At 73.4% G+C, this 25,812-nt stretch carries 20 protein-coding genes; 5 read left to right on the forward strand and 15 right to left on the reverse strand.

Features of this window, described 5'->3' with window-relative positions; genetic code table 11:
- Positions 1 to 171 precede the first annotated feature (171 nt).
- Together ACWDRR_RS21000 and ACWDRR_RS21005 are read left to right on the forward strand one after the other, a co-directional pair.
- Positions 172 to 2,622, forward strand: a complete 2,451-nt coding sequence (locus ACWDRR_RS21000) for a DNA gyrase/topoisomerase IV subunit A (RefSeq protein ID WP_449773683.1) — start codon at positions 172 to 174, stop codon at positions 2,620 to 2,622.
- 186 nt (positions 2,623 to 2,808) lie between these two features.
- Complete coding sequence (locus tag ACWDRR_RS21005; RefSeq protein ID WP_449773684.1) at positions 2,809 to 3,726, forward strand: sucrase ferredoxin; 918 nt, start codon at positions 2,809 to 2,811, stop codon at positions 3,724 to 3,726.
- A gap of 45 nt (positions 3,727 to 3,771) precedes the next feature.
- Here the strand turns inward: ACWDRR_RS21005 and ACWDRR_RS21010 are convergent, their stop codons facing one another.
- The 3 genes from ACWDRR_RS21010 to ACWDRR_RS21020 are packed head-to-tail and all read right to left on the reverse strand — an operon-like array spanning position 3,772 to position 6,583.
- Positions 3,772 to 4,848 carry an ABC transporter substrate-binding protein gene (locus ACWDRR_RS21010; RefSeq protein WP_449773685.1) on the reverse strand — a complete coding sequence of 359 codons (1,077 nt, stop codon included), beginning with the start codon at positions 4,846 to 4,848 and terminating at the stop codon, positions 3,772 to 3,774.
- A 39-nt stretch (positions 4,849 to 4,887) separates the two neighbouring features.
- Positions 4,888 to 5,760 carry an ABC transporter permease gene (locus tag ACWDRR_RS21015; protein WP_449773686.1) on the reverse strand — a complete coding sequence of 291 codons (873 nt, stop codon included), beginning with the start codon at positions 5,758 to 5,760 and terminating at the stop codon, positions 4,888 to 4,890.
- Complete coding sequence (locus tag ACWDRR_RS21020; protein WP_449773687.1) at positions 5,750 to 6,583, reverse strand: ABC transporter ATP-binding protein; 834 nt, start codon at positions 6,581 to 6,583, stop codon at positions 5,750 to 5,752. Before ACWDRR_RS21020 ends, ACWDRR_RS21015 begins: the two co-directional genes overlap by 11 nt.
- Before the next feature lie 398 nt (positions 6,584 to 6,981).
- Between ACWDRR_RS21020 and ACWDRR_RS21025 the strand changes: the two genes are divergently transcribed.
- Together ACWDRR_RS21025 and ACWDRR_RS21030 are read left to right on the forward strand one after the other, a co-directional pair.
- Entirely contained in the window at positions 6,982 to 8,652 is a 1,671-nt protein-coding gene (locus tag ACWDRR_RS21025; protein ID WP_449773688.1) for an ATP-binding protein, read from the forward strand.
- A complete protein-coding gene (locus ACWDRR_RS21030) occupies positions 8,652 to 9,341 on the forward strand; it encodes a response regulator (protein ID WP_449773689.1) in 690 nt (229 codons plus the stop codon). Before ACWDRR_RS21025 ends, ACWDRR_RS21030 begins: the two co-directional genes overlap by 1 nt.
- Positions 9,342 to 9,465: 124 nt before the next feature.
- Here ACWDRR_RS21030 and ACWDRR_RS21035 read toward each other — a convergent pair whose 3' ends face one another.
- The 6 genes from ACWDRR_RS21035 to ACWDRR_RS21060 form a co-directional block, all read right to left on the reverse strand.
- Positions 9,466 to 11,136 carry a solute symporter family protein gene (locus ACWDRR_RS21035; protein ID WP_449773690.1) on the reverse strand — a complete coding sequence of 557 codons (1,671 nt, stop codon included), beginning with the start codon at positions 11,134 to 11,136 and terminating at the stop codon, positions 9,466 to 9,468.
- Positions 11,133 to 11,501: a DUF485 domain-containing protein gene (locus ACWDRR_RS21040; protein ID WP_449773691.1), complete on the reverse strand. Its 369-nt coding sequence runs from the start codon at positions 11,499 to 11,501 to the stop codon at positions 11,133 to 11,135. Before ACWDRR_RS21040 ends, ACWDRR_RS21035 begins: the two co-directional genes overlap by 4 nt.
- A 301-nt stretch (positions 11,502 to 11,802) precedes the next feature.
- The gene (locus tag ACWDRR_RS21045; protein WP_449773692.1) at positions 11,803 to 12,528 is read right to left on the reverse strand and encodes a response regulator; all 726 of its coding nucleotides are present in this window, start codon (positions 12,526 to 12,528) and stop codon (positions 11,803 to 11,805) included.
- Positions 12,525 to 13,691, reverse strand: coding sequence for a sensor histidine kinase (locus tag ACWDRR_RS21050; RefSeq protein WP_449773693.1), 1,167 nt, complete (start codon positions 13,689 to 13,691; stop codon positions 12,525 to 12,527). Before ACWDRR_RS21050 ends, ACWDRR_RS21045 begins: the two co-directional genes overlap by 4 nt.
- A 36-nt stretch (positions 13,692 to 13,727) precedes the next feature.
- On the reverse strand, positions 13,728 to 14,213 hold the full coding sequence (locus ACWDRR_RS21055) for a DUF1453 domain-containing protein (protein ID WP_449773694.1): 486 nt from the start codon (positions 14,211 to 14,213) through the stop codon (positions 13,728 to 13,730).
- Positions 14,214 to 14,365: 152 nt separating this feature from the next.
- Entirely contained in the window at positions 14,366 to 16,477 is a 2,112-nt protein-coding gene (locus ACWDRR_RS21060) for a DNA gyrase/topoisomerase IV subunit B (RefSeq protein ID WP_449773695.1), read from the reverse strand.
- 537 nt (positions 16,478 to 17,014) lie between these two features.
- Here ACWDRR_RS21060 and ACWDRR_RS21065 point away from each other — a divergent pair.
- Positions 17,015 to 17,248 (forward strand): DUF7455 domain-containing protein, encoded by a 234-nt coding sequence (locus tag ACWDRR_RS21065; protein ID WP_387883763.1) that lies wholly within the window; start codon positions 17,015 to 17,017, stop codon positions 17,246 to 17,248.
- 214 nt (positions 17,249 to 17,462) lie between these two features.
- Here ACWDRR_RS21065 and ACWDRR_RS21070 read toward each other — a convergent pair whose 3' ends face one another.
- From ACWDRR_RS21070 to ACWDRR_RS21095, 6 genes are all read right to left on the reverse strand, one after another.
- Positions 17,463 to 18,290: a S1 family peptidase gene (locus ACWDRR_RS21070; RefSeq protein ID WP_449773759.1), complete on the reverse strand. Its 828-nt coding sequence runs from the start codon at positions 18,288 to 18,290 to the stop codon at positions 17,463 to 17,465.
- A gap of 347 nt (positions 18,291 to 18,637) precedes the next feature.
- Positions 18,638 to 20,278, reverse strand: a complete 1,641-nt coding sequence (locus ACWDRR_RS21075) for an RNA polymerase sigma factor (protein ID WP_449773696.1) — start codon at positions 20,276 to 20,278, stop codon at positions 18,638 to 18,640.
- A 657-nt stretch (positions 20,279 to 20,935) separates the two neighbouring features.
- Entirely contained in the window at positions 20,936 to 21,868 is a 933-nt protein-coding gene (locus ACWDRR_RS21080) for a FadR/GntR family transcriptional regulator (RefSeq protein WP_449773697.1), read from the reverse strand.
- Positions 21,869 to 22,085: 217 nt separating this feature from the next.
- A complete protein-coding gene (locus ACWDRR_RS21085; RefSeq protein WP_449773698.1) occupies positions 22,086 to 22,991 on the reverse strand; it encodes a hypothetical protein in 906 nt (301 codons plus the stop codon).
- A 3-nt stretch (positions 22,992 to 22,994) separates the two neighbouring features.
- The gene (locus ACWDRR_RS21090; RefSeq protein WP_449773699.1) at positions 22,995 to 24,635 is read right to left on the reverse strand and encodes an ATP-binding cassette domain-containing protein; all 1,641 of its coding nucleotides are present in this window, start codon (positions 24,633 to 24,635) and stop codon (positions 22,995 to 22,997) included.
- Between the two features lie 323 nt (positions 24,636 to 24,958).
- Entirely contained in the window at positions 24,959 to 25,717 is a 759-nt protein-coding gene (locus ACWDRR_RS21095; RefSeq protein ID WP_387883775.1) for an NUDIX hydrolase, read from the reverse strand.
- Positions 25,718 to 25,812: the final 95 nt, after the last annotated feature.

The following is a 25,812-nucleotide window of genomic DNA, read 5'->3' on the forward strand; positions in this document are numbered from 1 at the left end:
CGTTCGCCAGGGGCGGAAGAGGGGCGCTGGCTTGGAGTGTCGGCGCGAGGGTCCACAATGGGGGCGCCGGGCCCTGTTGACGACAGTCGACGGGGCCGGCGCACAACGGCAGACGCAGACGACGACTGACGCAGACGAGAAGCAAGCGAGACGTAAGGGAGCCCCGCCGCGATGGCCCGCCGCAGTTCGCAGACCCCGCCGCCCGGAGATTTCGAGGAGCGGATCCTCGACGTCGACGTCGTGGACGAGATGCAGGGCTCCTTCCTGGAGTACGCCTACTCGGTGATCTACTCGCGTGCGCTGCCCGACGCGCGGGACGGTCTGAAGCCGGTGCACCGGCGGATCCTGTACCAGGCCAACGAGATGGGCCTGCGGCCGGACCGCGCGCACGTGAAGTGCGCCCGCGTGGTGGGCGAGGTGATGGGTCGCCTGCACCCGCACGGTGACGCGTCGATCTACGACTCGGTCGTCCGGATGGCGCAGCCGTTCTCGATGCGGCTGCCGCTGATCGACGGCCACGGGAACTTCGGTTCGCTGGGCAACGACGACCCGCCGGCCGCGATGCGCTACACCGAGTCGCGGTTGACGGCGGCGTCGATGGCGATGGTGGAGTCGATCCACGAGGACACCGTCGACTTCGGGCCGAACTACGACGGCAGCGAGCAGGAGCCGCTGGCGCTGCCGGCCGCGTTCCCGAACCTGCTGGTGAACGGTGCGACGGGGATCGCGGTCGGGATGGCGACCAACATGCCCCCGCACAACCTGTCCGAGGTGGTGGCGGCGGCCCGGCACCTGATCAAGCACCCGAACGCGGACCTGGACACGCTGATGCGGTTCGTGCCCGGGCCGGATCTGCCGACGGGCGGCCGGATCGTCGGCCTGTCGGGCATCCGGGACGCGTACGAGTCGGGCCGCGGCACCTTCAAGATCCGTGCGACGACGTCGGTCGAGAGCGTGACGGCCCGCCGCAAGGGCATCGTGGTCACCGAGCTGCCGTACAACGTCGGCCCGGAGAAGGTGATCTCGAAGATCAAGGACCTGGTCAACGCGAAGAAGCTGCAGGGCATCGCGGACGTCAAGGACCTCACCGACCGCGAGCACGGGCTGCGGCTGGTGATCGAGGTGAAGAACGGCTTCGTGCCGGAGGCGCTGCTGGAGCAGCTCTACAAGTTGACGCCGATGGAGGAGACCTTCGGCATCAACAACGTGGCGCTGGTGGACGGCCAGCCGCTGACGCTGGGTCTGAAGGAGCTGCTGGAGGTCTACGTCGACCACCGCTTCGAGGTGGTCCGCCGGCGCAGCGACTTCCGTCGGCGCAAGCGCCAGGAGCGGCTGCACCTGGTCGAGGGCCTGCTGGTGGCGCTGGTCGACATCGACGAGGTCATCGCGATCATCCGGTCGAGCGACAACGCGGCGCAGGCGAAGGAACGCCTGATGGAGCGTTTCTCGCTGTCGGAGACGCAGACCGCGTACATCCTGGACACGCCGCTGCGCCGGCTGACCCGGTTCGACCGGGTGGAGCTGGAGGAGGAGCAGGCGAAGCTCAACTCCGAGATCGCGGAGCTGACCGAGATCCTGGAGTCGGACACCCGGCTGCGCAATGTGGTGTCGAGCGAACTGGGCGCGGTGTCCAAGCAGTTCGGCACCGAGCGGCGGACGGTCCTGCTGGAGGCGGGCGCGGCTCCGTCGGCGGCGCTGTCCGTTCCGCTGGAGGTGGCGGACGACCCGTGCCGGGTGCTGCTCTCCTCGACGGGTCTGCTGGCGCGGACGGCGGACGGCGAGCCGTTCGAGGTGTCGGAGAAGCGGTCCAAGCACGATGTGATCGTCTCGGCGGTGCCGGCCACGGCGCGTGCGGACATCGGTGTGGTGACGTCGGCGGGCCGGGTGCTGCGGCTGCCGGTGATCGATCTGCCGGCGCTGCCGCCGACGCCCTCGCCGACGCTGGCGGGCGGTGCCGCGGTGGGCGAGTTCCTGCGGCTGGAGGCGGGCGAGCGGGCGCTGGCGCTGACCACGCTGGACGAGTCCTCGCCGGGTCTGGCGCTGGGCACGGTGCAGGGCGTGGTGAAGCGGGTGGTGCCGGAGTGGCCGGCGAACAAGGACGAGTTCGAGGTGATCGCCCTCAAGGAGGGTGACGAGGTGGTCGGCGCGGTCGAGCTGCGCACCGGCGAGGAGGACCTGGTCTTCATCGCCTCGGACGCCCAGCTGCTGCGCTACCCGGCGGGCCAGGTCCGCCCGCAGGGCCGCCCGGCCGGCGGCATGGCGGGGATCAAGCTGTCGGACGGGGCCCGGGTGCTCTCGTTCACCGCCGTGGATCCGGCCGCGGACGCGGTGGTGGTCTCGGTGGCCGGTGCCTCGGGCACGCTGACCGGTGAGGAGCAGAGCTCCTGGAAGGTCACTCCGTTCGAGCAGTACCCGCGCAAGGGGCGGGCCACCGGTGGCGTCCGCTGTCAGCGGTTCCTGCGCGGCGAGGACGCGCTGGCCTTCGCCTGGGCGGGCGTCGCGCCGGCTCGCGCCGCCAGCACGAAGGGGGCCCCGGTGGATCTGCCGGAGCGCGACCCGCGTCGTGACGGTTCGGGCACGCCGGTGACGGCGCCGATCGGCGTGGTGGCCGGCCCGGTGTAACGGTCGTCGGTCGTGGGAGGAGGGGTGCCGGAGTCCGGTGCCCCTCCTTCTGCGTCGGGGCCGGCGCGGACTTCACGCGTCGGGGCCGGCGCGGAGGCACCCGAGGGCCGGCGCGGAGGCGTCCGAGGGGGCCAAGCGGGTGCCAAGACCGCTGTCGTGGAAGGGGCCAAGGGTAGCCTTGCCTGCGTGAGCACCTGTGCGACCTTGTCGCGTGAACTGTTGGAGCCGCTGGCCGCCACGGCGGCCACCGCCACCACCTGGCTGCTGATCGAGCAGACCGGGCCGTGGGGTGCGAAGGCGCTCGCGGAGAGCCATCTGGACGCCGCGGTGGGGCGGGCCCTGGAGGCGGCCGCCGCCGGGACGGGCGTGCGGGTGGCACTGATCCGGCGGCCGGGCCGGCACGCGGACTGCCTGCCGACCGCGCGCCATGAAGTGTTCGTGGCGCACACCGTGCCGGGCCGCGGTTGGGTGCGCCGGGCGGACGTGGCGGATCCGGCGGAGCTGCTCGGGCTGGACTTCGGGGCGCTCGGCGCGGGCGAGCACGGCGGGTTCGGCGTGGAGCACGTCGGCGGCCCGGTGGCCCTGGTGTGCACCAACGGCCGGCGGGACCGCTGCTGCGCGCTGCTGGGCCGTCCGTTGGCGGCCCAGCTGGCGGCGGCCGGGCACAGCGAGGTGTGGGAGGTGACGCACCTGGGCGGGCACCGTTTCTCCCCCACGATGCTGGTGCTGCCGTACGGCTTCGCGTACGGGCGGCTGACGGCGGAGAGCGCCAAGGAGGTGCTGGCGGCGACGGCGGCCGGGCACATGGTGCCGGAGTGGTCGCGCGGCTGCTCGGGCTGGGAGCGTCCGGGCCAGGCGGCCGACCACGCGGTGCGGTTGGCCGTCGGCGAGACCGAGGTGGACGCGCTGACCCTGACCCAGCGGTCCGTCGGCGCGGGGCGCTGGCTGGTGACCGTGCGACACCGGGACGGCCGGGCCTGGGAGGTGGACGTCGTGGAGGGCGCGAGCGAGCCGGCCCGTCCGGAGAGCTGCGGCAAGGCGGCGGGCACGCCGTCGCGGATGGACGTGGCGACGGTCCGGGAGCTGTCGACCCGGGAGCTGTGACGGCCCCGCGCCCGTGGGGGTGGGCGCGGGACCGTCGGCGAGGGGTCAGCCCGTGACGGCCTTGTCGACGAACTCGGTGGTGTAGGTGCGGGCGAGGTCGATGGAGCCCTCCTTGCCCTTGACGTCCGGGTGGAAGGCGGCGAGCACCGCGAGGACGGTCTTCGGTCCGTCGGCGGGCATCACCCCGTCCGTGGTGAACATCGGTAGGGTCGCCTTGATCGCCGCCGCGTACTGCTCGCCGCCGCCCTGCGCGTAGTCGGCGGGCATCTTCGCGGCGATCTCCTCGGGGTTGTGGGTGGACATCCACTTCAACGTCCGGACGAAGGCGTTGGCGAGCTTCTGGGTGGTGTCCTTGTTCTTCTCCACCCAGTCGGAGTTCATGTAGAGCGAGGACGAGGGGTAGAGCCCGCCGAGCGCGGCGCGCGAGCCCTCGGGGGTGCGCATGTCGTAGAGGATCTTGCCGAGGCCCTTGTCGAGGATGGCGGCGACGGTCGGGTCCGTGGTCATCCCGGCGTCGATGCTGCCCTGCTGGAGCGCGGCGATGAAGGTCTGGCCGGCGCCGACCGCGATCGGGCTGAACTCGCTCACCGAGGTGCCGTTCTTGACGGCGAGGTACTTGGTGAGGAAGTCGGTGGAGGAGCCGATGCTGGTGACACCGAGCTTCCTGCCCTTGAAGTCGGCGCCGGAGGTGATGGCACCGGCCTGCTTGGTCGAGACGATCTCGACCTCGCCCGGTGCCTGCGAGAACTGCACCACCGACTCGACGTTCTTGCCCTTGGCCTGGAGGTCGATGGTGTGGTCGTAGAAGCCGACCGCGCCCTGGACGTCCCCGGCGAGCAGCGCGGTGGTGGCGTTGACGCCGGCCGGCTCGCTCATCAGCTCGACGTTGACACCGGCCTCGGCGAAGAACCCGAGGCGCTGGGTGAGCATGGCGGGCAGGTAGATGACCTTGTCCAGACCACCGACCATGATCTTGACCTTGGGGCCGTCGACCTTCTGCCCGGCCGGGGCGGCCCCGCTGTGGGAGACGGAGGCGGCGTCGTTGGCGCAGGCGGCGAGCGGGAACAGCAGGACGGCGGCGAGGGCGGCGGCGGCAGCTCTGCCGGTCGGGTTCGGGCGCATGGGTGGGGGTGCCTCTCTGCTACGGAACGGGGTGGGGGGTCAGCGGCCGTCGCCGGAGTCGGCGGGCTTCCAGCGGAACAGCTTCTTCTCGGCGAAGGTCAGCAACCCCTCGGTGAACAGCGCGACGACGGCGAGGATGGTCATCGCGGCGTACACGCCGGCCGCGTTGAAGGTGCCCTGCGCGGCGGCGACCAGCAGGCCGAGGCCCTTGGTGGCACCGATGTACTCGCCGACGATGGCGCCGATCAGGGCGAAGCCGAAGCTGACGTGGAGGCTGGTGAAGATCCAGGTGGTGGCCGCGGGGATGACCACCTGCAGGGTGACCCTGCGGTTGTCGGCGCCCAGGATGCGGGCGTTGGCGACCAGGTTGCGGTCGACCTCGCGGGCGCCCTGGAAGGCGTTGAAGAAGACCGGGAAGAACACCAGCACCACCGCCGAGGCCACCTTGGAGGCCGGGCCGAGGCCGAACCAGATCAGGAAGATCGGGGCCAGCACGATCCGCGGGATGGCGTTCAGCACCTTGATGTAGGGCCCGAACACCTCGGCCAGGAAGCGGATCCGGCCCAGCGCGATGCCCAGCAGCACCCCGCCGGTGACCCCGATCACCCAGCCGGTGAGGGCCTCGTAGAGGGTGTAGCCGATCTGCTCGCCGAGCGAGCCCTGGGCCGTGCCGTGGGTGATCCACTGCCAGATCTGTGCCCAGATCTTCGACGGCTGGGAGAAGTTGAACGGATCGATGACGTCCGTCCGGGCACACAGCTCCCAGAGCCCGAGGAAGACCACGAGCACCGCGATCCGTGCTCCGAAGACTCCCGACTTCCGCTTTCGGGCGGCGCGTTCGCGGGCTTCCGTCCTGGTGGCGGTGACCACTGCGGGCTTTCCGGCCGCGGCCGGTACGGTCTCAAGCGGCACGACCCGCTCCTCTCTCACGGGTGATGCGCACCTCTTCGCCGAGCGAAGCCCAGATCTCGCGGTACAGCTCGACGAACCTCGGCTCCAGCCGGACGGCCTCCACGGTGCGCGGGCGGGGCAGGTCGACGGTGAAGACCTCCTTGACGGTGGCCGGGCCGGCCGTCATCACCACGACCCGGTCGGCCAGCGCGATCGCCTCGTCCAGGTCGTGGGTCACGAAGACCACGGACGAGCCCGTACCGGCCCACAGCTCCAGCAGCTGGTCGGACATCAGGGCGCGGGTCTGCACGTCCAGCGCCGAGAACGGCTCGTCCATCAGCAGGATCCCGGGGTCGTTGACGAAGGTCTGGGCGAGCGCGACGCGCTTGCGCATACCGCCGGAGAGCTGGTGCGGATAGCGGTCCTCGAACGCGCCGAGGCCCACCCGGGCCAGCCAGTCACGGGCCCGTTCCCGGGCCTCGGCCGCCGGGACGCCGCGAAAGCGCGGGCCGGCCATGACGTTGGACAGCACGGTCCGCCAGGGGAAGACGGCGTCCTGCTGGAACACGAAGCCGACCTGCGGGTCGATCCCGTCGACCGGTTCGCCGTACACCCGGACCTCGCCCTCGGTGGGCTCCTCCAGGCCGCTGACCAGGGTCAGCGTGGTGGACTTGCCGCAGCCGGTGGGTCCGACGACGGCGACGAACTCGCCCTGCCCGACGGTCAGGTCGAGATCGTGGACGGCGGTGTGCAGGGCGCCGGACGGGGTGCGGAAGCGCTTGGTGGCGCCGGTCAACTCGATCGCCGGGGCCGGCGCCGGCCCGGTCGCCGGGGTTGTGCTCATGAGACCTCCCGGGTTTCGTCTGTGCTTGCCCCGGGAGGCTAGGAGCGGCGGGGGCGACGGCGGGAGGCTTCTCGGCGAACTGCGGCTTCTCCGCGTTGAGGGGTGTTCTGCTCGTTTTGCTTCCGCTACAACAGCGGGGGCACGGCTGACAGAAACACCTCGGAAACATAGGGTGTGCCGACCACCGCCCCGTCCCCCACCCGATTCCGCCCGATCCGACCCGATCCGACCCGATCCGCCCTGGCCCTCCCCCGCCCCGAACCCGCCCCGAGCCCTCCCCGTCCCGATCCCCCGTCGTTCGGCCGCCGCCGCCCCCGCCCCCGCCCGTGCCCGTCGGCCCCGGCTGGCGGCCCCACCCGGCGGCCCCACCCGTCGGCCGCCCCCGAGAGGAGGCCCGGATGAAGCACCCCCACTGGCCCCGCCGGGTCTTCGCCCAGTTGCTGCTGAGCCAGACCGTGGTGACCGTCGGCGTCACGGTCGTCACCGCCGGCCTGTTCCTCGCACCGGTCAGCTCCGAGCTGGACCACGACGCGATGCAGCGCGCGCTGTCGATCGCCCAGGCCACCGCCGGCGACGAGGTGATCGCCCGGGCCGCCGAGGCCCGCGACTCCGCCACCGCGCAGCACAACGCCGAGCAGATCCGGACGGCCACCGGCGCCAGCTTCGTCGTGGTCACCGACCTGGACGGCATCAGGCTCTCGCACACCGATCCGGGCCGGATCGGCCAGCGGGTCTCCACCGACCCGGAACCGGCCCTCAGCGGGCGCAGCGTCACCGCCATCCAGCAGGGCACGCTGGGCCGCACCGCGCGCGGCAAGGTACCGCTGCGGGTCGCCGACGGGCGGATCGTCGGCGAGGTCTCGGTGGGCATCAGCGACGACTCGATCCGGCGGCGGCTGCTGAAGATGCTCACCGGGATCCTGCTGTGCGCGGGCGCCGGCCTGGCGGCCGGCACCGTCGCCACGCTGGTGCTGGCCCGCCGGCTGAAGCGCCGCACCCACAACATCGCGCTGGCCGACATCGCGGCGCTGCTGGTGGAGCGGGAGGCGATGCTGCACGGGATCCGCGAGGGCATGGTGGCCCTGGACGAGCGGGGCCGGATCCGGCTGGCCAACGACGAGGCGGTGCGGCTGCTCGGCCTGCCCGAGGAGTGCGCCGGCCGGCCGATCGACGGGGTGCTGCCGCCGGGCCGGCTGGCCGACGTGCTGGCCGGGCGGATCACCGGCGCCGACCTGCCGGCGGTCCGGGACGACCGGGTGCTGGTGGTGAACCGGATGGCGACGGCCGAGGGCGGCGCGGTGGTGACCCTGCGCGACCGCACCGAGCTGGAGTCCCTGGTCCGCGAGCTCGACACCACCCGCAGCCTCACCGAGGCCCTGCGGGCCCAGGACCACGAGCACGCCAACCGGCTGCACACCCTGCTCGGACTGCTGGAGCTCGGCCGGCACGAGCAGGCGCTGGCGTTCGTCTCCGAGCAGTCGGGTTCGCACGCGGCGGTCGCGGCCCGGATCGCCGAGCAGGTGCAGGACCCGCACGTCGCGGCGCTGCTGGCCGGCAAGACGGCGGTGGCGGGCGAGCGCGGCGTCCGGCTGGCGGTCGCGCCGGCGGCGCACCTGCCGGACGCGGTGGTGGACGCCCGGACGCTGGTCACCGTGCTCGGCAACCTGATCGACAACGCCGTCGACGCGGTGGCCCCGGGCGGCGGCGGCCAGGTGGCGGTGACGCTGGCGGCGGCCGGCTCCACCCTGCTGGTCGAGGTCGCGGACAGCGGCCCGGGCGTGCCGGCGGGCCTGCGCGAGCTGGTCTTCGAGGAGGGGTGGACCAGCAAGGACGCGCCCGCCCACCGGCCGCGCGGGCTGGGGCTGGCGATGGTGCGGCGGCTGGTCGAACGGACCGGCGGCCGGATCGTGCTGGACACCGGGCCGCTCGGCGGCGCCCGGTTCACCGCCGAGCTGCCGGAGGCACTGCACGACGACGCCCCGGCCGCACCCGGGCTGCCTGCCGCCGCACCGCCCGGTGCCGCACCGCCCACCGCCGCACCGCCCGTCGCACCGCTCGTGGAGGCCTGATGATCGACGTACTCGTGGTGGACGACGACTTCCGGGTCGCCGACGTGCACGCCGCGTACGTGGCCAAGGTGCCCGGCTTCCGGGTCACCGGCACCGCGCACTCGGCCGGCGAGGCGCTGGCCGCGCTGGAGCGCCGCCCGGTGGACCTCCTGCTGCTCGACCACCACCTGCCGGACGAGACCGGACTCGCCCTGGTGCGGCGGCTGCGCGAACGGCAGGTGGCCTGCGACGTGATGATGGTGACGGCCGCCCGGGACGTCTCCACGGTGCACGCCGCGATGCAGCACGGCGCCCTGCAGTACCTGGTCAAGCCGTTCACCTCCGCCGGGCTGCGGGAGAAGCTGGTCGCGTACGCGCAGCTGCGGCACGCGCTGGCCGGACCGGCCGCCCGCGAGGCCGGCCAGGACGAGGTGGACCGGCTCTTCGCCACCCTGCGCAGCGCGGCGGCCCCGGCGGTCGCCCTGCCCAAGGGCCACTCGGCGCCCACCACCGACCTGGTGCTCGGGGTGCTCCGCCGTGCCGGGCGGCCGCTCTCCGCCCAGGAGGTCGCGGACGCCACCGGGCTGAGCCGCTCCACCGCGCAGCGCTACCTCAAGCAGCTGGAGCGGGACAGCCGGCTGCGGCTCACCCTGCGGTACGGCGACACCGGTCGGCCCGAGCACCGCTACGTGCTGGCCGTCCGGGCCTGAGCACCGCTGCGTGCCGGCCGTCCGGGCCTGAGCACGGCCCCGGCGGCCGGGTCCGGGCGCTCATGGCGGAACCCCGGCGGGTCCCAGGCCCGTCGGGGTTCCGTCTGTGGCGCGGGGCCGCGGCTCAGGCCGCGCCGGCGCCGGTGAGGGAGCGGACCTCCAGCTCGGCGTAGCGGTCCGCGTCGGCCTGCTCGGGCGAGGTGAGGGTGCCGATCCAGCCGGCCAGGAAGCCCAGCGGGATGGAGATGATGCCCGGGTTCTCCAGCGGGAACCAGTGGAAGTCCACCCCCGGGAAGAGCGCCACCTTGCTCCCGGAGACCACCGGCGAGAAGGTCACCAGCACGATCGCCGGAATCAGCCCGCCGTACACGGACCAGACCGCGCCGCGCGCGGTGAACCGCCCCCAGAACAGCGTGTACAGCAGCACCGGCAGATTGGCCGAGGCGGCGACGGCGAAGGCCAGGCCGACCAGGAAGGCGACGTTCAGCTGCTGGGCGAAGAGGCTGAGCGCGATCGCGACCGCCCCGATCCCCACCGCCGCGATCCGGGCGACGCCGACCTCCTCGCGCTCGGAGGCCTCGCGGCGGGCCCGCCGCGAGGCCGGGACACCGCCCCGCCGGCGGCGCGGGCGGCCGCGCCAGGCGCCCGCCCAGATGTCGTGGGCGAAGGCGGCCGAGGAGGCGAGCGTCAGTCCGGCGACCACGGCGAGGATGGTGGCGAAGGCGATCGCCGAGATCAGTGCGAACAGCACCACCCCGCCGGTGCTGCCGTTGCCGCCGCCGAGGACGAGGGCCAGCAGCGGGACGGCCGTGTTGCCGGCCGCGTTGGCGTGCCGGACCTCGGCCGAGCCGACCAGCGCGGTCGCGCCCAGGCCGAGCGCGATGGCCATCAGGTAGAAGCCGCCGACCAGCCCGATCGCCCACATCGTGGAGCGCCGGGCGGCCCGTGCGGTGGGCACGGTGTAGAAGCGGGAGAGGATGTGCGGCAGGCCGGCCGTGCCCAGCACCAGCGCGAGGCCGAGGCTGAAGAAGTCCAGCCGGCTGGTGAAGCTCGCCCCGTACTTGAGCCCCGGCTCCAGGTACCGCTGCCCGGCGCCGCTGTGCTGGGCGGCCTGCCGCATCAGCTCACCGACGTCCCCGTGGAAGCGGACCATCAGCAGCACGGTGAGCAGCACCGAGCCCGCGATCAGCAGGAACGCCTTGACGATCTGGATCCAGGTGGTGGCCCGCATGCCGCCGACCGTGACATAGACGATCATCAGACCGCCGACCGCCACGATGGTCCAGGTCCGGGCCTGGCCGCTGCTGGTACCGAGCAGCAGAGCGACCAGGCTGCCCGCGCCGACCATCTGGGCGACCAGGTAGAGCAGGGTGACGACGACGCTGGCGCCGCCGGCCGCCGCCCGGACCTTGCGCCGCCGCAGCCGCAGCGCCAGCACGTCGGCGAGGGTGTACCGGCCGGCGTTGCGGACCAGCTCGGCGACCAGCATCAGCACCACCAGCCAGGCGACCAGGAAGCCGATGCTGTAGAGCACGCCGTCGTAGCCGTACAGCGCGATCAGCCCGGCGACGCCGAGGAAGGAGGCGGCGGAGAGGTAGTCGCCGGAGAGCGCGAAGCCGTTCTGCAGCGGCGTGAAGTCGCGGCCGCCGGCGTAGAAGTCCTCGGCGGCGCTGCCCCGGCGGCCCACCCAGAGGGTGATGCCCAGGGTGACCAGGACGATGACGGCGAAGAGCACGATGGCCAGGTCGTGGTGGTCGCCGGCCGGGGCGACGGGAGGCGGCGTGGCGGTCCTCATCGCAGCTGGTCCTGGGTGTCCCAGCGCAGCCCCAGTGCGGCCCGGTCCCGCTTGGTGCGGGCGTTGCGGGCGTAGAGCCAGGTGAGGACGAAGGTCGAGGCGAACTGCAGCAGGCCCAGCACCCAGGCCACGTTGACCGGACCGGCGACCTGGCTGCGCATCAGCCCGGGCGCGGCAGCCTGGGCGGCGACGTACAGCAGGTACCAGCCGAGGAACGCCCCGCTGACGGGGAGGACGAAGGCCCGGTAGCTGCGCTTGATCTCCTGGAAGGCCTCGCTGCCCTGGACGGCGCGGTACACCTCGCTGCTGGTGTCCACGGCCGGCGGGGCCTCGACCGGCGGCGCGGGCACCGGCTGCACGGGCACCGGGGGCACCGGCGGGAGCGGCCGGGCGGGCGCCTCGGCCTCCGTCCGGGCCGCCGGCGGCGTCGGCGCGGGGGGCGCCGTGGGCGCGGGCCGACCGGGTTGGGGGGTCGCGGCGGGAGCGGCCCACCAGTCGAATCGCTGCCCCTGCCCGGGACTGCTCGTCTGCTGCTGTGGCACTGCTGCTCCTGGACCGGCGGGGCTCTGACCGAACCCATGATGGAGGCCCGCGGAGCCCGCCAACTCCCATTGCAGATACGTTCACTCGATGAGGTGATCGATCATCCGACAGACGCTCATCCGACTACTGCTGCGTCCCGGTGAGCCCGTGGCGGAAGGCGTACGCGACCGCCTGGGCGCGGTCCCGCACCCCGGTCTTGGCGAACAGATTGTTGATGTGCGTCTTCACGGTGGCCGGGCTGACGAACAGCCGCCGGGCGATCTCGGTGTTGGAGAGCCCCTCCGCGATCAGGGCCAGCACCTCGGCCTCGCGAGCGGTCAGCCCGTCCGGCAGCTCGCCCGGCCGACCCGTGCCGGGCCCGCTCGCGCCGCCCGGCGCGCCGGCGGACGCGCCCGGCGCGGTGGCCTGCCCCGCGCCCTCCGCCAGCCGCTCCAGCAGGCGCAGTTGCACCTGCGGTGAGAGCCCGGCCGCGCCCGAGCGGACGTCCGCGATCGCCCGGGCGATCTCGTCGCCGCCCGCGTCCTTGGTGAGGTAGCCGCGTGCCCCGGCCTGCAGCGCGGGGAAGAGCGAGTCGTCGTCGGCGTAGGTGGTGAGCACGACGACCTCGGTCTCCGGGTGTGCGGCCCGGATCCGGCGGGTGGCCTCGACGCCGTCGCAGCGCGGCATCCGCAGATCCATCAGGACGACGTCCGGGCGGTGGCGCTCGACCAGCGCGACGGCCTCCTCGCCGTCGGCGGCGGCGCCGACCACCTCGATGCCCGGCAGCAGGCCGAGCAGCATCACGATGCCCTCGCGCACCACCGTCTGGTCGTCCGCCACCAGCACCCTGGTCGGGCTCGCCCCGTTCATGCCGGCACCCGCAACAGCACGCGCCACCCTCCCTCGTCCGGGCCCGCCAGCAGGGTGCCGCCGAGCAGTTCCGCGCGTTCGCGCATCCCCAGCAGACCGTACCCGCTGCCGCTGGCCGCCAGCCCACCCGCCGACCCGCCGCGTCCCGGTCGGGTGTTGCGCACCTCCAGCTCCACCGCCTCGGGCAGGTAGCGCAGTTCGAGTGCGCAGCGTGCGCCGGGGGCGTGTTTGCGCACGTTGGTCAGGGCCTCCTGCGCTGTGCGCCGTACCGCGAGCCCCGCCTCGGCGGGCAGCGGGCGGGGCGTGCCGGTGACGGAGAGCGCCGCCCGCTCACGCCCGGTCAGCTCCACCAGGAACTCGCCGACCGGGGTGAACTCGCCGCGCAGCGCGGAGAGCGCCTGCCGGGTCTCGATCAGGCCGTCCTGCGCCATCCGCCGCGCGGCCACCACCCGTTCGCGGACCTGCTCCCGGTCGGTGCCCGCGTCCAGCATCAGCCGGGCCGCCTCCAGGTGGACGAGTTGCGCGGAGAGGCTGTGGGCCAGGACGTCGTGGATCTCCCGGGCGATCCTGGCCCGTTCGGCGAGCGCCGCGCTCTCGGCCTCGGCGGCCCGCGCGGCCCGTTCCTGGGCGAGCAGCCGCCGGGCGGTGCCACGTGCCTCGGTGTCCAGTCGCAGCAGGTAGCCGAGCAGTGCCAGCCCGCCGACCGTGGCCATGATCGCCAGCCGGCTCTCCCAACTGGCGGCCGTGTAGCAGCCGAAGGCGGCCGCCGCCGTGGCCAGGGCGGGGCCGGCCGGCAACCGGACCAGCGCGGTCACCGCCAGCCCGCCCCAGACGAAGTCGGCCAGCACGTACGCCCGCCCCCACTCGGCGAGCCAGGCGGCGCAGATCAGGGTGGCGGCCAGGAGGAGGGCGGGCCGCAGCGACTGCGCGCGGCTGACCCGCAGGAAGGCCACCGCCAGCAGGACCGTCCCGGCCAGCCCGGCGGCCGCCGCCACCAGGCCCCAGCCGGCGTACCCGCCGCGCGAGTACGTCCCCCAGACCACGGTGACGAGCAGCACCGTCCGGCCGATCAGCGTCAGGGCCCGCCGGGCCGGGCTCTCCGCGTCCCGCTCCAGGCCCTCGCGGGACGGCCAGCTGGTCCAGCTCCACCCGGACACGGGCATCCCTCTCCTCGGCGTGGTCACGTGCGGGCCGGCGGCTCAGCCGGCCACGCCGGCGCGGTACGGGCTCTCCAGGCTCCGCGCCCTCCAGTTCACCACGAGGGTGCGGACCACCAGCAGCACCGCGAGCCCGAGCATGAACCCGCTGCCGCTCTGGTGGACGTGCAGCGCCGCGCCGAGGCCGAACAGGCCGATCCGGACGGCGATCATGCCGGCCCAGGCCGCCGCGGTGGCCTTGGTGCCCCGGGTCCAGAGCGTCCCGTCCGCGCCGCGCCAGACCCGGACGGTCCAGCCCCAGACGCAGCCCATCGCCAGCACCACCAGCAGCGAGCCGGCGGTCAGCCCGATCGAGAGCGCCCGGTGGGCCCCGTCGACCAGGCCCGGATCACGCAGCGCCAGCACGGCGAGGACCAGCGGCAGCACCCAGAACCGGCGCTCGGTGTCGAGTCGCTGCGGGCGCAGTTGGCGGCGCAGCACCAGGGCGACCACCGCGATGATCACGAGGATGTTGACCAGGCCGGTCATCGGACTCTCCGTCCCGACGGGGGTTTGCTGACCTCTCCGACGCTACGGATCCGGCGCCGCCCGCTGATCGGAGCCGGGGTGGACCGGGGGTGGACCGGCACGGCACGGGCCCTCCACCCGAGGGTGGAGGGCCCGGCGGCGCAGCGGTGTGCTCAGGCGTCGATGCGGGAGCGGTCCAGGGTGGCCGCCGAGTCGACGATGAACTCCTTGCGGGGGGCGACGTCGTTGCCCATCAGCAGGTCGAAGATCTTCTCGGCCTGCTCCAGGTCGCCCAGGTTGATCCGGCGCAGCGTGCGGTGGCGCGGGTCCATGGTGGTCTCGGCCAGCTGGTCGGCGTCCATCTCACCGAGACCCTTGTAGCGCTGGACCGGGTCCTTCCAGCGCATGTTCTTGCGCTGGAACTCCAGCAGGGTGGAGCGCAGCTCGGCGTCGGAGTAGGTGTAGTGGTACTTGTCCTGGCCGCGCTTGGGGTTGGTGAGCTCGATCCGGTGCAGCGGCGGGACGGCGGCGAAGACCCGGCCCTGCTCGACCATGGGCCGCATGTACCGCTGAAAGAGCGTCAGCAGCAGGCAGCGGATGTGCGAGCCGTCGACGTCGGCGTCGGCCATGAAGATGACCCGGCCGTAGCGGGCCTGGTCGATGTCGAAGGTGCGGCCCGAACCGGCCCCTATCACCTGGATGATCGCGGCGCACTCGGTGTTCTTGAGCATGTCGCTCACGGACGCCTTCTGCACGTTGAGGATCTTGCCGCGGATCGGCAGCAGCGCCTGGAACTCCGAGTTGCGGGCCAGCTTGGCGGTACCGAGGGCGGAGTCCCCCTCGACGATGAAGAGTTCGCTGCGCTCGACGTCGTCGCTGCGGCAGTCGGCCAGCTTGGCCGGCAGCGAGCTGGTCTCCAGCGCGGTCTTCCGGCGCTGGGCCTCCTTGTGCTGCCGGGCGGCGACCCGGGTGCGGGCGGCCGCGACGACCTTGTCCAGGACGGCCCTGGCCTGGACCTTCTCGTCCTTCTTGGCGGAGGTCAGGAAGGCCTTGAGCTCCTTGGCGACCACCGCGGCGACGATCCGGTTGGCCGCCGAGGTGCCCAGCACCTCCTTGGTCTGGCCCTCGAACTGCGGCTCCGCGAGCCGGACGGTGACCACGGCGGTGAGGCCTTCGGTGGCGTCGTCCTTGGTGATGTCGTCCTCGGCGACGCGCAGCACCTTGGCGGCGCGGAGCGCCTCGTTGACGGTCTTGGCGAGCGAGCGCTCGAAGCCGGTGACGTGGGTGCCGCCCTTGGGGGTGGCGATGATGTTGACGAAGGAGCGCAGGGTGGTGTCGTAGCCGGCGCCCCAGCGCAGCGCGATGTCCACCCCGAGGGTGCGGGTGACCTCGGTCGGCGTCATGTGGCCGACCTCGTCCAGGACGGGGACGGTCTCCTTGAAGGTGCCCTCGCCGTGCAGCCGCAGGACGTCGCAGACCGGCTTGTCCGGTGCGAGGAACTCGCAGAACTCGGCGATGCCGCCGTCGTAGCGGAAGGTCGACTCCTCGACCTGGTCGCTCTCGGTCAGCCGCTCGTCACGGACGACGATGGTCAGGCCGGGGACGAGGAAGGCGGTCTGCCGGGCCCGGTTGTGCAGGTGCTCCAGGGAGAGCCGGGCGTCCTTGAGGAAGATCTGCCGGTCGGCCCAGTAGCGGATCCGGGTGCCGGTGCGGGTCTTCGGCACCTTGCGGGCCTTGCTGAGACCGTTGGCGGGCTCGAAGGGGGCGTCCGGGCCGCCCTCGGTGAAGATGCCGGGGGTGCCCCGGCGGAAGCTGATCGCATGGGTGTGGCCGCTGCGGTCGACCTCCACGTCCAGCCGGGCCGACAGGGCGTTGACGACGGACGCGCCGACGCCGTGCAGACCGCCGGAGGCCGCGTAGGAGCCGCCGCCGAACTTGCCGCCGGCGTGCAGCTTGGTCATCACGACCTCGACGCCGGAGAGCCCGGTCTTGGGCTCGACGTCCACCGGGATGCCACGACCGTTGTCGCACACCTCGACCGAGGAGTCGTCGTGCAGGACGACGTCGATGCGGTCGCAGTAACCGCCGAGGGCCTCGTCGACCGAGTTGTCGATGATCTCCCAGAGGCAGTGCATCAGGCCCCGGCTGTCGGTGGAGCCGATGTACATGCCGGGGCGCTTGCGGACCGCCTCCAGACCCTCCAGGACGAGCAGGTGCCGAGCGGTGTAGTTGGAGCCGTCGTCCCCGGCCAGCAGTGCGGACGGCACGGTTGTTTCGGCACTCACGCGGCACTCTCCTCGGTGAAGTTCTGTCTCATCGGTCACATCCGGGCACAGCCGGAACGTCCGCCAGTGCAGCACACCGCACCGACAGCCGTTCCACCGCGTGTGCACGCCGCTTCGCTGGGTGCACAGCACGGCGGGCCGGTCCCGCGCAGCTTGTACGCGCTGCGCGAACAAGCACCGCGCCGGATTCCGCGCACGGGAGCGCCATCTCCTCCCGGTACCACCGGTCCTGGCGGATCGTGGGACCGGGCGCAGGCTCCGGAACTGCCGTTATGCAGGCTACCGGGGCCCAGGACGGGGCTTATGCTCCAACCCAGCAGAGGATTATGCTACGCGGACCTCGCACCCCGTCCCGATCGGGCGTTCGAGGGACAGGCGGATCCTGGGATTCGGTACGCATGAACCACCGGCCCCCGGGGCACGTCCTCATCAACACAGCAGAATCCTCAAAGAAGAAAAGCCACGAGCGGGAACGTTTTCGGCCTGGTTGGATGTTGACCCTGGTACGACAGCTCGTCGAGCTAGAGAAGAGGCGACGTGACTACTGTTCTGACCCCTGCGAGCCCGCTCACCGCGGCTGACCGCTGCGACCGCTGCGGCGCCCAGGCCTACCTGCGCGTCGTACTCGCCAGCGGCGGAGAGCTGCTCTTCTGCGCCCACCACGGCCGGAAGTTCGAGCCCGAGCTCAAGAAGATCGCCGTGGAGATACAGGACGAGAGCGGCCGGCTCAGCAACACCACCAACGCCACGGCCGCCGACGAAGAGCGCTGATACCGGGCGCCCACAGCAGCAGCAGGCCACGAGCTGTGTCCGGCCGCGCACCGCGCGCGACCGGTGAGCCGGGCGACAGGTCCCCTCGGGGGTCGGTCGCCCGGCTCTGCTGTTTCCGGCCGCCGTGGTTCCGGACCGCGGCTGCGCCGTCGTCGTCCGGTCGGACGCGCCGGCGCGGGACCGGACGACGGCGCGTCAGAACGTGACCATTCGGCTACAGGACGGAGCGTACCGCGTCGGAGACCGTGCCGATGCGGGTGTAGACGCCCGGGTGGGCCGCCTCCGCGCAGCCCGTCCCCCAGGAGACCAGCCCGGCGAGGCGGCCGCCGACGATCAGCGGGCCGCCACTGTCGCCCTGGCAGGCGTCCTTCCCGCCCTTCTCCTCACCGGCACAGACCATGCCGCGGGCATCGAAACGCCCGTCCGACCCACCGGGGTAGGCCTGCGCACAGGTCTGATCCGGCACGATCGCGACGTCGACACTGCGGAGCGTGGGCGAGTAGTCACTGTGGCCGGTGGTGTCCCCCCAGCCGTAGACCTGCGCCCTGGTGCCCGCGCGGTACGACTCGGTCTCCCCCTGGCCGACCAGATCGATCACGGGCCGGACGCCCTGCGACTCACCCAGGGTGAGCACCGCCACATCGTTCATGTTGGCGGCGAAGGCGTAGTCGGGGTGGATCCAGACCGCCTGGACGGGCACCTCACGGCCGGCCGAGCCACGCAGGTCGTCCCTGCCGACCACGACCTTCAGCCCCGGGCGCTCCACCCGCTGGCCCTTGGACTCGTCGTAGAAGCAGTGCGCGGCCGTCACGACCTTGGTCGGGGTGACGAGCGCGCCGCCGCAGAACTGCCCCGAGCGGCCGTTGCCGAACTGCTGGCGGCTGGCGACCGCCACCATCCACGGGTGGTCGGCGGTGGTCGCGGCGGCGCCGCCGACGATCCGACGCTGGGCCTGGGCCGGTGCGGCCGGTCCGACCGCGACCAGCGCCGCGGGCAGCACCGCGAGCAGGCCCAGGACGGCGGCCCGGTAGCGGCGCCGCACCGGCCGGGTGGCCGGGCACGCCGATGGCGAGGCGACGGTCGGCAGGTCCGCGCGATCCGGGTTGGGCAGCACCGTGTCTCCAGTTGGCTCGGTAGCAGGCAACCGGCACAGCGTAGGTGATCGACTACGTTGTGCGACCGCTTCCCGCCGCACCGCCACCCGGACGAGCGACAAGGGCCACCCGGACGCTGACGCACCCCGCCGCCGAGCGGCCCACCGGACACGCGAGAAGGCCCGGAGCACAGGGCTCCGGGCCTTCTCACACAACGAATCGCACGACGGACCGCACGACGAATCGCGGGACCCGGCCGGACCGGAAGGTCCGGCGAGGTCCCGCTGGTCGCGGATCAGTCCAGGTAGTCGCGCAGCACCTGGGAGCGCGACGGGTGGCGCAGCTTCGACATGGTCTTGGACTCGATCTGGCGGATGCGCTCACGGGTGACCCCGTACACCTTGCCGATCTCGTCCAGCGTCTTCGGCTGACCGTCCGTCAGGCCGAAGCGCATCGAGACGACACCCGCCTCGCGCTCGGACAGGGTGTCCAGCACCGAGTGCAGCTGCTCCTGGAGCAGGGTGAAGGAGACCGCGTCGGCCGGCACGACCGCCTCGGAGTCCTCGATCAGGTCACCGAACTCGCTGTCGCCGTCCTCACCCAGCGGGGTGTGCAGCGAGATGGGCTCGCGGCCGTACTTCTGGACCTCGATGACCTTCTCCGGGGTCATGTCGAGTTCCTTGGCCAGCTCCTCCGGGGTGGGCTCGCGGCCCAGGTCCTGGAGCATCTGGCGCTGGACGCGGGCCAGCTTGTTGATGACCTCGACCATGTGCACCGGGATGCGGATGGTGCGGGCCTGGTCGGCCATCGCGCGGGTGATCGCCTGGCGGATCCACCACGTGGCGTAGGTGGAGAACTTGTAGCCCTTGGTGTAGTCGAACTTCTCGACCGCACGGATCAGACCGAGGTTGCCCTCCTGGATCAGGTCCAGGAAGAGCATGCCGCGGCCGGTGTAGCGCTTGGCCAGCGAGACGACCAGGCGGAGGTTGGCCTCCAGCAGGTGGTTCTTGGCGCGGCGCCCGTCCTCGGCGATGATCTCCAGCTCGCGCTTGAGCTTCGGAGCCAGCTTGTCCGCGGCCGAGAGCTTGTCCTCGGCGAACAGGCCGGCCTCGATGCGCTTGGCGAGCTCGACCTCCTGCTCGGCGTTGAGCAGCGGGACCTTGCCGATCTGCTTCAGGTAGTCCTTGACCGGGTCGGCGGTGGCGCCGGCGACGGCGACCTGCTGGGCCGGAGCGTCGTCCTCGTCGTCGTCGGAGAGGACGAACCCCTGCGACTCCTCCTCGGGCTCCGCCTCCTCGCCCGCCTTGTCGCCGGGCAGCGCGACGTCCTCGAGGAGCTCCTCCTCGCCGCCGAGCTCCTCGTCGCCCTTGCCCTTGGTGGCGGCGGTCTTCTTGGCGGCGGTCTTCTTGGCCGGCGCGGCGGTCTTCTTGGCGGCCGCCTTCTTCGCCGGGGCGGCCTTCTTCGCCGCGGACGCCTTCGCCTCGGCGGAGAGCGTGCCCGTCGCCTCGGTGGTGATCTCGGCGGAGACCGTACCGACCGGGGCCGCGGCGGCCGCGACCGCCGGAGTGGAGATGGTGGCACCGGGTGCGATGCGCACGGGGGGCTTGGTCGGGGCCGACGGAGCGGCCGGGTTCCGGGTGGTGACCGCCTTGGTGGCAGTGCGCTTGGTGGGGCTCTTGGCAGCGACGCTCTTGCGCTTGGCACCGGCCGGCTCGGCCGCGCTGACCATAAGGTCCACCCCCTCCTCAATCAGAACCTGGTTGAGGCTGCGCATGACGTTCTTCCACTTGGTGACCGGGATCTGGTCCGCCTCGAACGCCTGGCGCACGTCGTCACCGGCGATCTGCCCCTGGGCCTTGCCCCGCTCGATGAGCGCCAGCAGAGCCGCGGACTCGGCGATCTCGGGGGGAAGCGAACGGGATGTGCTGGCCGACACGAACAACCTCTCGGACGATGAGTGGACTCGAACCCGTACCGGCCGCCCGAGCGGGCGGGGAAGGAAATCGCGCTTCGGACGCGCGGTGTCGATTCCGACCGACTCGGGCTTGAGGACTGGGTTTGCAGGACGGCAGCAGCGCCGCAGACCAACACAGCATTCTGACATGTTGGGGTATTCCGGAGCTGCTTCCGCTCAGGACACATCGCTGCTACTCGTCAAGTGTTACGCATGGCCTTCGTGTCGCGGGTCACACCACTCGGCGGCCGCGGCCCGGGGCCGGCTTCCATCATCCCTCACTCGCGGGAAAGCTCTTGGCATGGGCAGGCCATTGTCGGGGGGCGGCTTCCGTGGGACATGACGATCCGGAAGATCACCACGGGTCGGCGGCGCGACTGCGGACGTCCGGGCGGCCGGGGTGGGGGCGGGAGCGGGCGGCGGGAACGGAGAGCGGGGCCAGGGCCGGGGCCGGGTGGCCCGGACACGGTGGCCGCCGGGCCGGGCCGGGCACGGCGGGCGGGTCGGGCCGGGCGGGGCACGGCGGGCGGGTCGGGCCGGGCGGGGCGCGGCGGGCGCGAAGAAGCCCTCCGGCTGCGCCGTGCGGTGCAGCCGGAGGGCCGGGGGTTCGCGGGGCCGCTCGGTCGCCGGGTGGGCGACTCAGTGCTCCCGGGGGGCGGGGACGGACGGCTCGATCTCCGGGTGGACGGTGAGCAGCGCCCGCACGGCGGCCTCGCCGGCGGTGCCGTCACCGGTGCCCAGGGCGTCCACCAGTCGGGCGTGCAGGCTGACCGAGGCCTCCGAGGGCCGCTCGCAGGAGGTGGCCGGGCCGCCGGACACCTGCAACGCGCAGGAGACGATCCCGGAGAGGTGCTCCAGCATCCGGTTCCCCGCCATCTGCAGGATCAGGGCGTGCAGCTCGGCGTCGGCCCGCGAGAACGTGGAGAGGTCGGCCTGGGCGGCGGCGTGGCCCATGATCTCGATCAGCTCGACCAGCCGCTGCTGGACGTCCTCCCGGCCGTGGCCGGCGGCGAGCCGGGCGGCCAGCGGCTCGATCGCCCAGCGGAGCTCGAACAGCTCCCGGCGCTGCTCGTCGCGCTGCGGGCCGAAGGCGCGCCACTCGATGATGTCCGGGTCGAGCAGGTTCCAGTCGCCGACCGGGCGGACCCGGGTGCCGACGTTCGGCCGGGCGCTGACCAGGCCCTTGGCCTCCAGCACGCGCAGCGACTCGCGGACGACGGTGCGGGAGACCTCGAAACGCTGGCCGATCTCCTCGGGGACGAGCGGGCGGTCGGCGCCGAGGTCGCCCGAGACGATCATCTGACCGAGCTGCTGCACGAGCTGGCCGTGCAGGCCTCGGCCCCGACTGCTGGTGGTCTTGCGGCCGACCCGGGCCAGATCCGACTCGGCGCCCTCCCAGCGGGGCGCCGGCGGGGTCGGCCGGTCGGCGTACGAGAAGCGGTCCAGATCGCCGGCGCCGGGGATGGCACCTTCGGCGGAACGGGCGGGGGTCATGGTGGGGTGCGCAAGGGTACTCACAGGTCCTTTGTCGGCGATCCGCGGGCGCAGCTTGAGAATTCTCGTGAAAAGCACACGAAAGGGTGATCGACCGTGACTGGATAATTGACTTCTTATCAGGAAGAACCGCACATTACGGCCACTGCTGGTCGATCTTGGCAGACCGTCAGCGAAGGCCCGGGCCGCGCACGGCCCTTCCCGGCGGCCTCCCGGCCTTCGGCGAGTCTTTCGACGGCCTCCGGTCGGGCCCGCGGACCGGCGCCCGAGCGGATCCGTACGCCCGTCCGTCGCCTCAGAGCGCCCGGCGCCGGGCCTGGATCAGCAGGGAGGCGACCAGCAGCACGACCGCGGGCGCCGCCACCGCCGCCAGCAGCGCGGGATCGGTCAGCACCGAACCGCTCTCCGCAACCCGGTGGTCCCCGCCGTACACCCATCCGTACGCCCACTCGACGCCGGACTGGAACGGCAGCAGCTCCGTCGCGCGGGCCGGCCAGGCCGTACCCGTCTGCCGCAGCAGCAGCGCCACCCCGGACTCCAGCAGCGGCGGCAGCGCGCAGAGCAGCAGCACCCCCGCGGCGGCGCTGCGGGTCAGCGAGGCCGTCAGCACCCCGGTCCAGCCCGCCACGACCACCAGCAGGACGAAGGCCAGCAGGGCGGCCGGCACCCCGTGACCGACCGCGAGCGCCGCGGGGGCGAACGCCCCGGGCAGGTCGGCGAGCCCGGTGAGACCCGCCGAGGAGAGCGCCTCGGACACCTGGCCCGACAGGGCGGCCGGCTCGGACCAAGCGGCCACCTCCACCCCCTCCGGGAGCGCGAAGTGCACGGCCACCGTGTCGACCAGGAGGGTGGACAGCGCCAGCAGCCCGGCCACCGGGCCGATCACCACCAGCTTGGCGAGCAGCAGCCGCACCCGGCGCGGATACGACACCTGCGAGGCCGCCAGCCCCGGGTGCCGCACCTCGTGGCCGTAGGACAGCGCGCCCAGCACCCCGGCGCCGAGCGCCGCGAACGGCAGCGGGATCAGCGGTACGGCCGCCGTCAGCAGCCGCACGCCCGCCGATCCGGTCAGCGGCCCGGCGGGCGTCTGGGCGGCCAGCACCGCGGCCACCACGGCGTCGCAGAGCAGCACGGCGGCGAGGAGCAGCCAGGTGGAGCGAAGGCCGCGCAGCCGGCGCAGCTCGTAGGCCAGTACACGCACGGTTCACTCGCTCCGGTGGTCGGGGACGGCGGGGGTAGCGGGGGTGGCGGGGGCGGCGGCCGGGGCCGGACGGACGGGCGGCGCGTCAGCGGCGGCTGCCGGGTCCAGCCGGCCGAGGCGGACGGTGTCGGCGGTCAGCAGGTCCCCGGCCGTGTCCTCGCGGGGGGTGCGGGGGTCGGGGGCCGGGCCGCTGCCGGACCGGACGAGCCTGCGGAGGCCGTCACGAAACAGGCGGTCCACGGCGACGGTCGGAGAGGTGTCCGCCGTCTCGAGGTCCCCGCCACTGCCGGGGGTGCCGGGGGTGTCGGCGATTCCGGGGGTGCCGGTGGAGTCTGCGGTCCCGGCGGCTTCCGGCTCGGGCCGGCGGGGCGGGTTGGGGTGCCGGCCCGGCCGGAGCGGCTGGTTCGGCCGGAGCGGCTGGCTCGGCTGGTTCTGCTGTGGCTCGGGCCGGGCGGCGCGGGCCGTGACCGCCGACAGCGCCGTCGCGGCCGCGACGGCGACAGTGCCGGCAGCCGCGGCCACGGCGGACGAAGAGGGCAGCGCGAGGACCGGCAGAGCGCCGGAGCCCGGTGCGCCTGCGGTCGGCCGGGACACCTGGGCCGGCGCCCCCGGGGAGGCCTGGGGCTCCGGCGCCGGCTCGGCGGGTTCGGCACGGGCCTCGGCCGGGCGGGGCTCGGCCACACGAGCGGAGCGGGGCCCGCCCGGCGCCGACGTGACGTGGAGCCGGCCCGAACGCCCCGAAGCCGTGGGCAGGGTGGCGCGGGGCGCGGGCTGCTCGACCACCCGATCGGCGAGCTCGTGCAGCAGGATGCCGTGGCGGTAGGCGAGTTCACCGATCTCGGTGCGGCCGATCCCCGACACCGCGAGGCCGGCCCCGCCGTCGCGGCGCACCGCCGCGCCCTGACCCGACAACAGGTCGGCCAGCCGGGCCATCTGCGGCCCGCGCACGGCGACCTCCGGACTGAGCCGGGTGCGGCAGAACTCCGCCACCTCCTGGTCGGCCACCAGACGGCCCCGGTCGAGCGTGATCACGCGGTCCGCGAGCCGGGCAGCCTCCTGCGGCGTACGGGTGGTCACCAGGACCGTGCCGCCCGCGACACCGAACGAGCGCAGGAAGGAGTGGAACCACTCCACGTTGCGCGGCGACAGCCCCTCGGTGGGAGCGTCGAGGACCAGGATGCCGGGGTCTCCGAGCAGGGCCGCGGCGAGGGCCAGCCGCCGGTGCATGCCGGGTGAGAAGCTGCGCAGCCGCTGCCCGGCCACGGCGGCCAGCCGGGTCTGCTCCAGCAGCTCGTCGGCCCGCCGGGCGGGCACTCCGGCGGCGGCCGCCAGCATCCTGAGGTGGCTGACGGCCTTTCGGCCGGGGTGCCCCGCGACCGCTTCCCCGGCTTCGCCGGGGCCGGGCAGCAGCACGCCGACCTCACGCTCCGGACGCCGGAGCCGGCGGTAGGTGCGGCCCTCGAAGAGCGTGACGCCCTGGCCGCGTTCGAGTTCGAGCATCAGCCGCAGCGCGGTGGACTTGCCCGCCTCCTCGGGACCCAGCAGGGCCGTCACCGCGCCCGGGCGGGCGTCGAAGGTCAGATCGAGCACCGCCGGCGGACCGCCCCTGCGGTAGACCTTGGTCAGTCCGGTGATCTGGATCATCGCTGGCTGCTCCCGTGCCCTCGGCCGACCTGGTCTGCGCGGCGCGAGCCGTGCCCGCACGGCCCCGCGCCAGCACATTAGGGGGCCGGAGCGGCGATTCCGGGCATTGCGGGAGCGGCACGGGCCCGCTGCCCACGCACCTCACCCGATCAGGGGACAATCCGATCCTGCGACGGAGCCACGGGGTGCTGATCGGGCACGGAGCTGCGGGCGCCGGGGCTCGGTCACCAGGGGGTCCGGCGGCGTGCGGGGGCTCCGGCGTACGGACCCCGGTCCGCCGCTCCCGGCGCGGGAGCGGGCGGTGGCCGGACGGGCGCGGTGTCTCAGGACTCCGGGCGCAGCATGGGCGGGTTGAGCACGGTGGCCCCGCCTGCGGTGAACAGTTGCGCAGGGCGGCCGCCCTGGCGGGTGGTCGTGCCGCCGGAGGGCAGCAGGAAGCCGGGGGTGCCGGTGACCTTGCGGTGGAAGTTCCTCGGGTCGAGCACCACGCCCCACACCGCCTCGTAGACCCGCCGCAGCTCGCCGACGGTGAACTCGGTGGGGCAGAAGGCCGTCGCCAGCGAGGAGTACTCGATCTTGGAGCGGGCGCGCTCGACCCCGTCGGCCAGGATCAGCCCGTGGTCGAAGGCGAGCGGGACGCCGTCGACCGGGCTCTGCCCGAGCAGTTCGGCGACCGGGGCCCAGCGGGCGCCGCTGGCGTCGCCACCGGCCCGGGGGGTCGGCAGATCGGGTGCCAGGACGAGGTAGGCCACGCTGACCACCCGCATCCGGGGGTCGCGCTGCGGGTGACCGTAGGTCGCGAGCTGTTCCAGGTGCGCGCCGGCCGTGCCGGAGCTCGCCGCGTCGTGGCCCGGAGCGGAGTAGGCGCGCAGACCGGTCTCCTCGGCCAGCTCCCGGGAGGCCGCCTCGGCCAGGCCCTCGTCCGGGCGGACGAAGCCGCCGGGCAGGGCCCAGTAGCCCTGGAAGGGGGGCTCGCCCCGCCGGACCAGCAGGGCGCACAGCGCGTGGTCCCGCACCGTCAGCACCACCAGGTCAACCGTGACAGCGAACGGGGGGAAGGCCGACGGGTCATAACGCGACATGGCGACGATCATAGTCGTCTCTCTGACGATAAGCACAGGCCCGCGCACGAACCGCGCCGCGACCGCACGCGGCCCGAGGGCCGGGCGGGCCGGGC

It is taken from the genome of Kitasatospora sp. NPDC003701 (genome assembly GCF_053587085.1).

Excerpts from the sequence above, each read along its gene's own strand:
- ACWDRR_RS21000 (WP_449773683.1), top strand. The coding sequence starts at position 172 with ATGGCCCGCCGCAGTTCGCAGACCCCGCCGCCCGGAGATTTCGAGGAG.
- ACWDRR_RS21010 (WP_449773685.1), bottom strand. The coding sequence starts at position 4,848 with ATGCGCCCGAACCCGACCGGCAGAGCTGCCGCCGCCGCCCTCGCCGCC.
- ACWDRR_RS21020 (WP_449773687.1), bottom strand. The coding sequence starts at position 6,583 with ATGAGCACAACCCCGGCGACCGGGCCGGCGCCGGCCCCGGCGATCGAG.
- ACWDRR_RS21025 (WP_449773688.1), top strand. The coding sequence starts at position 6,982 with ATGAAGCACCCCCACTGGCCCCGCCGGGTCTTCGCCCAGTTGCTGCTG.
- ACWDRR_RS21030 (WP_449773689.1), top strand. The coding sequence starts at position 8,652 with ATGATCGACGTACTCGTGGTGGACGACGACTTCCGGGTCGCCGACGTG.
- ACWDRR_RS21035 (WP_449773690.1), bottom strand. The coding sequence starts at position 11,136 with ATGAGGACCGCCACGCCGCCTCCCGTCGCCCCGGCCGGCGACCACCAC.
- ACWDRR_RS21045 (WP_449773692.1), bottom strand. The coding sequence starts at position 12,528 with ATGAACGGGGCGAGCCCGACCAGGGTGCTGGTGGCGGACGACCAGACG.
- ACWDRR_RS21050 (WP_449773693.1), bottom strand. The coding sequence starts at position 13,691 with ATGCCCGTGTCCGGGTGGAGCTGGACCAGCTGGCCGTCCCGCGAGGGC.
- ACWDRR_RS21055 (WP_449773694.1), bottom strand. The coding sequence starts at position 14,213 with ATGACCGGCCTGGTCAACATCCTCGTGATCATCGCGGTGGTCGCCCTG.
- ACWDRR_RS21090 (WP_449773699.1), bottom strand. The coding sequence starts at position 24,635 with ATGATCCAGATCACCGGACTGACCAAGGTCTACCGCAGGGGCGGTCCG.
- ACWDRR_RS21095 (WP_387883775.1), bottom strand. The coding sequence starts at position 25,717 with ATGTCGCGTTATGACCCGTCGGCCTTCCCCCCGTTCGCTGTCACGGTT.